The 7,792-nt window shown below is 76.4% G+C and carries 2 protein-coding genes; one reads left to right on the top strand and one right to left on the bottom strand.

The window, feature by feature from the left end:
• The coding region (locus BST10_RS24255; protein WP_165757230.1) for a PE family protein at positions 1–6,711 on the top strand (6,711 nt) is incomplete at its 5' end.
• Between the two features lie 26 nt (positions 6,712–6,737).
• Here the strand turns inward: BST10_RS24255 and BST10_RS21855 are convergent.
• A complete protein-coding gene (locus BST10_RS21855) occupies positions 6,738–7,367 on the bottom strand; it encodes a GNAT family N-acetyltransferase (RefSeq protein ID WP_083040703.1) in 630 nt (209 codons plus the stop codon).
• Positions 7,368–7,792: the final 425 nt, after the last annotated feature.

The following is a 7,792-nucleotide window of genomic DNA, read 5'->3' as shown; positions in this document are numbered from 1 at the left end:
GTCGGCGGCGACGGCGGTGACGCCGGCGCGGTCGGTAACGGCGGTAACGGCGGTACCGGCGGGCAGGGTGCGACCGGGGTGGACGGTCTCACCGATATCAGCGGTAACGGCGAGGCGGGCGGCACCGGTGGCGCCGGTGGCGCCGGTGGTACCGGTGGTGCCGGTGGCACCACCTCGGGCAACGGCGGCAACGGTGGCGCCGGCGGCGTAGGCGGCACCGGCGGTAACGGCGGCGCGGCGGATGACGCCGTGGTGGCCGGTGGCACCGGTGGCATCGGTGGCAACGCCGGTGTTGGCGGAATCGGTGGCGACGGCGGTACTGGTGGTACTTCGGCAACCGGCGTCGGTGGTGTCGGCGGTGTCGCGGGCAACGGTGGCGACGCGGGCCAGGCTGCGGCCGGTGGCCGGGGCCTCGGTGGCGGCGGCTTCGATGCGGCCGGCAGCGGCGGCCGGGGCGGTGACGGCGCCGATGGCGGCGCGGCAGGTAACGCGGGGGCCGGTGGAGTCGGGGTTGAGAACGGTAGCGCGGGCGCCGAGGGCCAGGTAGGCGCCGGAAGCGACGGCGCGGTCGGCGGCGTCGGCGGTGACGGCGTCGGTCTGGCCGGCGACGGCCTGACCGGTCAGGCCGGCGGTAACGGTGGCGCCGGCGGCGATGCGGCGTCGGTCGGCACCGGTGGCGCCGGTGGGGCCGGCGGTAAGGGTGCTGACGGCACGGACGGAATCACCGACAGCGGCGGCCATGGCACCACCGGTGGTGTGGCCGGTGCCGGTGGCGACGGTGGTGTCGGCGGCGCGGGCGGCTCGAACTCCGGTGACGGCGGCGCCGGTGGTGCCGGTGGCCAGGGCGGCGTCGGCGGTGACGGTGGCGCGGCGGCCGACGCGGTGGGAGCCGGTGACGCGGGTGGTAACGGCGGTAGCGCCGGTGCCGGTGGCGCGGGCGGTAATGGTGGCGCCGGTGGTACCGCGACCGATGGCGCCGGTGGCGCGGGCGGTGACGCCGGTAACGGTGGCGCCGCGGGTCAAGCCGCCGCGGGCGGCGACGGCCTCGGTGGCGGCGGTGTCGACGTGGCCGGTAGCGGTGGTAGCGGTGGCAACGGCGCCGACGCCGGCGCAGCGGGTAACGCCGGTACCGGTGGTGCGGGCACCAGCCAGGGTGCCGACGGTGGCGCCGGCCAGGACGGCCTCAGCAGTGACGGTGCCGCGGGCGGTAAGGGCGGCGACGGTGCCGGACTGGCCGGAGACGGCGTGACCGGTCAGGCCGGCGGTAACGGCGGTGCCGGCGGTAACGCCGCAGCGATCGGCAACGGCGGCGCTGGCGGTGCAGGTGGTGTCGGCGCGACGGTGGACGGCAGCACCGGCAGCGACGGTCATGGCACCGATGGCGCGGTCGGCGGTGCCGGCGGCAACGGCGGTAACGGTGGCGCCGGCGGCACCACGTCCGGCAACGGCGGCAACGGCGGCAACGCCGGTAAGGGCGGCAACGGCGGCGCCGGTGGCGCCGGCCAGGACGCCAATGTCGCCGACACCGACGGTGGCAACGGCGGAAATGCCGGGGCCGGCGGGCACGGTGGTACCGGTGGCCAAGGTGGTGCGGCCAACGACGGCACCGGTGGCAACGGCGGTAACGCCGGCGACGGTGGCGATGCCGGTACCGCGGGCGCGGGCGGAATGGGCCTCGGCGGCGGTGGTGCTGAAAACGCGGGCGCCGGCGGCGCGGGCGGCGCCGGCGCTGACGGCGGTGCGGCCGGCGCCGTGGGCACCGGCGGGAGCGGTGCCGAGACCGGCGGCGATGGCGCAACCGGCGTCGATGGTGCCGGTAGCGACGGCGGTGCCGGCGGTAACGGTGGTGCCGGTGCCGGGCTCATCGCTGGTGTCAACACCGGCCAGGGCGGTGGCGCCGGCGGCGCCGGCGGCGACGCGGCATCGGTGGGCAATGGTGGTGCCGGCGGCCACGGCGGTGCCGGCGCGACGGTCGACGGCATTACCGGCGGTGACGGCAACGGCACAGACGGCGCCGACGGTGGCCTCGGTGGTAACGGCGGCGCGGGCGGTGCCGGTGGTTCGGTCTCCGGCGACGGTGGCGCGGGCGGCAACGGTGGCGCGGCCGGCCACGGTGGAAACGGTGGCCACGGCGCCGACGGAACGGCCGGCATTGACGCGGCCGCCGGCAGCGGCGGCGACGGCACCAACGGCGGCAACGCCGGCAACGGTGGAGCCGGCGGCAACGGCGGCCAGGGCGGCAACGGCGGTGCGGGCGGTTCCGTCACCGACGGTGTGGCCGGAGTCGAAGGGCTCGGTGGAGTCGGCGGCAACGCAGGTGACGCGGGCAACGCCGGCAACGGCGGTCAGGGCGGTCAGGGGGCCGGCGGCGGCGCCGGCGCCAAGGCCGGTCAGGGCGGCGACGGCGGGCAGGGCGGTGTGCGCGGCGAAGCCGGCGGCAACGCCGGTGCGGGCGGCTGGAACGCCAGCGGCACCGAGCAGGCTGCGGGCGGCGCCGCTGGCGCGGCGGCCACCGGCGGCAACGGCGGTGCGGGTGGTGCCGGCGGCATCGGTCTGGTGCAGGGCGACGGCACGCCCCAGGCCGGTGGTGACGGCGGCAACGGTGGCGCGGCCGGTCCGGTCGGTAACGGCGGCGCCGGTGGTAACGGCGGCGTGGGATCGACCGGCTTGCAGGGCATCGACGGCATCGTCGATGGAAACGGCGATGGCACCGACGGCACCGATGGCGGCTTCGGCGGCCTGGGCGGTAACGGCGGTAACGGCGGCGCCGGCGGCAGCGAATCCGGCGACGCCGGAAACGGCGGCGCGGGCGGCGCGGGTGGCGCGGGTGGCCGCGGCGGTCACGGCGCAACCGGCGCCACTGGCGTCAACGCGGCATTCGGCAGCGGCCTGGCCGGCGTCGACGGCGGCGACGGCGGTAGCGGCGGCAGCGGCGGACTGGGCGGTAACGGCGGAACCGGCGGCCAGGGCGGCACTGCCACCGCTGGCCTCGACGGCGCGGTCGGCGCCGGTGGCGCCGGTGGTCAGGGTGGCGCCGCGGGCAACGCGGGCAACGGCGGTAACGGCGCCAACGGCGCAGGCGGCGGCGCGAACGCGATCGCCGGCGCGGGCGGTGACGGCGGTCACGGCGGCGACCGCGGCGAAATCGGCCTCGGCGGTCAGGGCGGCCTGAGCGGCGACGGACAGCAGGCTGTCAACGGCGGCAACGGCGGTGCCGGTACCGGCGGTAACGGCGGCGCCGGTGGCCGCGGTGGTAACGGTCAGGTGCTGGCCGGCGGTAACCCGCAGAGCGGTGGCGCCGGTGGTGCGGGCGGCGACGCCGGAACCTACGGCAACGGTGGCGCCGGTGGTGCGGGCGGTTCCGGCAGCATCGGCGGCAACGGCGCCAACGGCACGACGCTCGGGCAGGTCAACGGTCAGGACGGTCAGTCCGGCGGCTCGGGCGGCGACGGCGGCGCGGGCGGCGCCGGCGGCTCGATCGCCGGTAACGGCGGCGCGGGCGGCGGTGCCGGCGCGGCGGGCACCGGTGGTAACGGTGGCAACGGAGCCCTGGGCAAGGCCGGCCTCGATGCAATGGCCGGCACTGGAGGCGTCGGCAGCAACGGTGGCGCCGGCGGTAATGGCGGTAATGGCGGTAACGGCGGTAACGGCGGTAACGGCGGCGCCGGTGGAACCGCGACCAACGGCAACGCCGGTGCCGACGGTCTGGGCACGGCCGGTGGCAGGGGCGGAAACGCCGGAACCGGTGCCGATGGTGGCCGGGGTGGCCACGGCGCCGGCGGTGGCGTCAACCCCATCGCCGGCTCCGGCGGCAACGGTGGCGCCGGCGGCAACATCGGCCATGCCGGAACCGGTGGCACCGGCGGCTTCAACGGTGACGGCACCCAGCGGGCCGACGGTGTTGACGGCCTCGACGCCGCCCACGGCGGCAACGGCGGTAACGGCGGCAACGGCGGTAACGCGATAGGCGCACAGGCCGGCGGTAACGCCGGCCACGGTGGCGCCGGCGGCGACGTCGGCAACGGTGGTAACGGCGGCAACGGCGGCCACGGTGCCGTCGGCGCCAACGGTGTGACCGGTGGCGACGGCCATGGGACCAACGGCGGTGCGGGCACGGCCGCCGGCAAGGGCGGCAACGGCGGCGCTGGCGGCACCGTATCCGGCGACGCCGGCAACGGCGGTGACGGCGGCAACGGCGGCAATGCCGGCAACGGCGGCAACGGCGCCGCGGGCGTCAACGGAGCGGCCGGCGGTAACGGCGGCAACGGTGGCCATGCCGGGGCCGGCGCGGCCGGCGGCCAGGGCGGCAGCGCTGTCAACGGCGCCGCGGGCGCCGGCGGCAACGGCGGCAACGCGGGCAATGCCGGCAACGGCGGTACCGGCGCCAACGGTGCGGGCGGTGGCACGAACGCCATCGCCGGCGCGGGCGGCAACGGCGGAACCGGCGGCGACCAGGCCGCCGCGGGCGTCGGCGGCGCCGGCGGCACCGGACTGGACGGGCCGGGGGCAGCCGGCACCGACGGTGTCATCGGAACCGGCGGTAACGGCGGTAACGCCGGCCACGGCGGCACCGGCCAGGTGCTCGCCGACGGCTCCTCGCAGTCCGGCGGCAACGGCGGTATCGGCGGCGCTGCCGGAACGATCGGCAACGGCGGTAACGGCGGTCACGGCGGCACCGGTGCGCTCGGCGCGAACGGCGGCATCGACGTCGACGGCAACGGCACCGACGGTGCCGACGGCGGTATGGGCGGCAACGGTGGCGCCGGTGGCGCCGGCGGCAGCATCTCCGGCAACGGCGGCAACGGCGGCTACGGCGGAACGGGCGGCCAAGGTGGCGTCGGTGGCGTCGCCCAGGGCGTCGACGGGCAACACGCGGTCGCCGGCAGCGGCGACGACGGCCAGGCCGGCGGTAACGCCGGCGTGAGCGGCAACGGCGGCCTCGGTGGCCACGGTGGCGCGGGTGCGCTCGGCGGTACCGCCACCAACGGAGTCGCGGGTGCCGCAGGCGCCGGTGGCCAGGGCGGTAACGGTGGCGCCGGTGGCGACGCCGGACGCGGCGGTAACGGTGGCGACGGCGCCGGCGGCGGTGCTGACCACGTCGCGGGTACCGGCGGCGACGGCGGTGCCGGCGGTTACGCCGGCCTCGGTGCCGAAGGCGGCCACGGCGGCGTCGGCGGTAACGGGCTGATCGCGGCCAACGGCGGGTCCGGTGCAGACGGCAACGCTGCCACCGGTCACGGCGGTAACGGTGGCAAGGGCGGCGACGGCGTGATGCTCGGTGACGGCTTCGCCCAGCACGGCGGCAACGGCGGTAACGCCGGCGACGCTGGAGCGATCGGCCTCGGTGGCACGGGCGGCGACGGCGGTGCGGGCGCAGCCGGCACCCACGGAACCACACTGGGATCCGGCGACGGCAGCAACGGCGTCCAGGGCGGCAACGGCGGCACCGGCGGGGCCGGCGGCGCCGGCGGCAGCGACGGCGGCAACGGCGGCGCGGGCGGCCGGGGCGGCGCGGGCGGCCACGGCGGTAACGGCGGCGACGCGGCCGACGGCGCGGCGGGCATCGACGCGGCCGCGGGCAGCGGAGGCGACGGCACCGACGGTGGCGACGCCACCGGCACGGCCGGCGACGGCGCGAACGGCGGCATCGGCGGTAACGGCGGTGCGGGCGGCGACTCCGCCCACGGCACCGCGGGTGCCGACGGGGTCGGCGGCACGGGCGGTAACGGTGGCTCCGCGGGTAACGCCGGTGACGGCGGCCGCGGCGGCCACGGCGCCGCCGGTGGCGGCGGTGCCAAGGCCGGGTCCGGCGGTGACGGCGGCGACAGCTCCAGCGTCGCGGGTAACGCCGGCAACGGTGGTGCCGGCGGCTGGAACGCCGACAACACCGTGCAGGCCGCCGGCGGAAACGCGGGCGCAGCCGGTGCCACCGGCAACGGTGGCGCCGGCGGTAACGGCGCCACGGGCAGCAACGCCACCAGCGGATCGGCCGCCCAGGCCGGTGGCGACGGTGGCGCCGGCGGCTCGGCCGCGCTCAACGGCAACGGCGGTGCGGGAGGCAAGGGCGGCGCCGGCGGCAACGGTTTGATCGGTACCGCAGGCAACACCGGTGCCACCGGTGGCTCGAAGGCTACCGGCGGCACGGGCACCAACGGCGGTGACGGGACGGCCGGCGCGGCCGGCGGCCAGGGCGGCGCGGGCGGTGCCAGCGGCACCGAGTCCGGCAACTCCGGCGTCGGCGGCACCGGCGGTGCGGGCGGCACCGGCGGCAACGGCGGCAACGGTGGCACCGGCGGTACGGGCGGTACCGGCTCGAAGGGCAACGCCGCCGGGAACGGCGGGCTCGGCGGCAACGGCGGCACCGGCGGTACCGGTGGCGTCGCCGGCAGCGGCGGGGCCGGCGGCGATCTCCGCAACGGCACCGGCGTGGCCGGTGGCAACGGGGCCGACGGTGCGGACGGTGCCGGCGGCAAGGGTGGCACCGGCGGTAAGGGTGGCATCGGCGGCAACGGCAGCACCGGCAAGAACGGCTGGTCGGCAGGTGCCGGCGGCACCGGCGGCACCGGTGGCACCGGCGGGGCCAGCGGTACGGGTGAGTCCGGTCTGTCCGGTTCTGGCGGTGCGGCGGGCGGCAAGGCCAGCGGTACCGACAGCGCTACCCCCGGTCAGGGCGGTGCTGGCGGTGCCGGCGGCAAGGGCGGCGGATCATGATGATCCGCCGCCCCCGGCGACCGGCGTCAGGCCTCTGCGCTGTAGATCGGAATGTCCTCGGGTGTTCTCGGCCAGGCGAACAGCGCGATTCGCTGGTTCCACTTCGGCACGAAGTGTTCGCCCAGGAACGCCCCGTTGCGCCGCTCCCAGGCGCGGCGCCCGAGGGAGTTCACGTCGGCGTGGGTGTCTCCGATGATCCGTCGGCACTGCGGTTCGACATCGAACACGCCGTCGACGAGCGCTTTGAACAGGATGATCCCGTGTCCGCGCTTGAGCATGTCGAACTCTCCGAAGGCGATATGCAGTCCCACGTCGTAGGGATGGGCGTCATAAAGGGTGGCGACGTCATCCTGGGCGGCCCGGAACAGCTCCATGTAGGCCATCGGCCGGCCGTCGATGCTGATGATGTACGGCCGGGAGTAGTTGCCCCGGAACTGGATACCCAGGTGTTGGCGCCACTGATCGGCCGGGTAGTCGTAGTGCCACGTCTCGGCCAGATGCGGGCGGTTCATCCAGTCGGAGATCAGCTCCGCGTCGGCGTCCGGGTCTGCGAAACGCACGCTGTACGGGTCCGGGAATACCGGCAGCGGCGGCGCCGGAACCGCGCGAACCTCGGCGGACACATTAGCCAGCTGCCGCGCCATCAGCGCACTCATGACGCACCTGAACGCGTTGTCACTGAAGCGGTTTCGATAAACATGAGAAGTGCCTCCTGGAGTTCCGTTGACGGCAGCGCCGTCGTCAATGGGCTCGCCAATGATGCCACGTGCAATTGCGGGTGTCAGCGTCTGAATGGCTATCGGCGTCGACACGACGGACCGCAACCATTCTCCAGCGATGCTGACACCTCGGCGTCGCCAACAGCCAAACTTGAACCAACGCAACACCACTGACATGGGTTCGTCGCAGAATAGGGAGTCCCACATGACTGACAAGCAGCACGACACGAAGCGTCGTGGCCTCGCGAGCGCGGCCGGCCGCCGACGTGGCGGGCGTTTGCTGGGCGCCGGTAGTGCGGTGGGGGCGTTTTTGGCGTTTGGGATGGCGCCGTTGGCGGCTGCGCCGGTGGCCAAGGCTGATG

The sequence above is a fragment of the Mycolicibacter algericus DSM 45454 genome, assembly GCF_002086455.1.
Classification (GTDB): Bacteria; Actinomycetota; Actinomycetes; order Mycobacteriales; family Mycobacteriaceae; genus Mycobacterium; species Mycobacterium algericum.
Note: the sequence above shows the minus strand (reverse complement) of the source record. Positions and strands in the feature narration are given on the sequence as shown.

Coding starts and splice junctions, on each gene's coding strand:
- BST10_RS21855 (WP_083040703.1), bottom strand. CDS start 7,367: ATGAGTGCGCTGATGGCGCGGCAGCTGGCTAATGTGTCCGCCGAGGTT.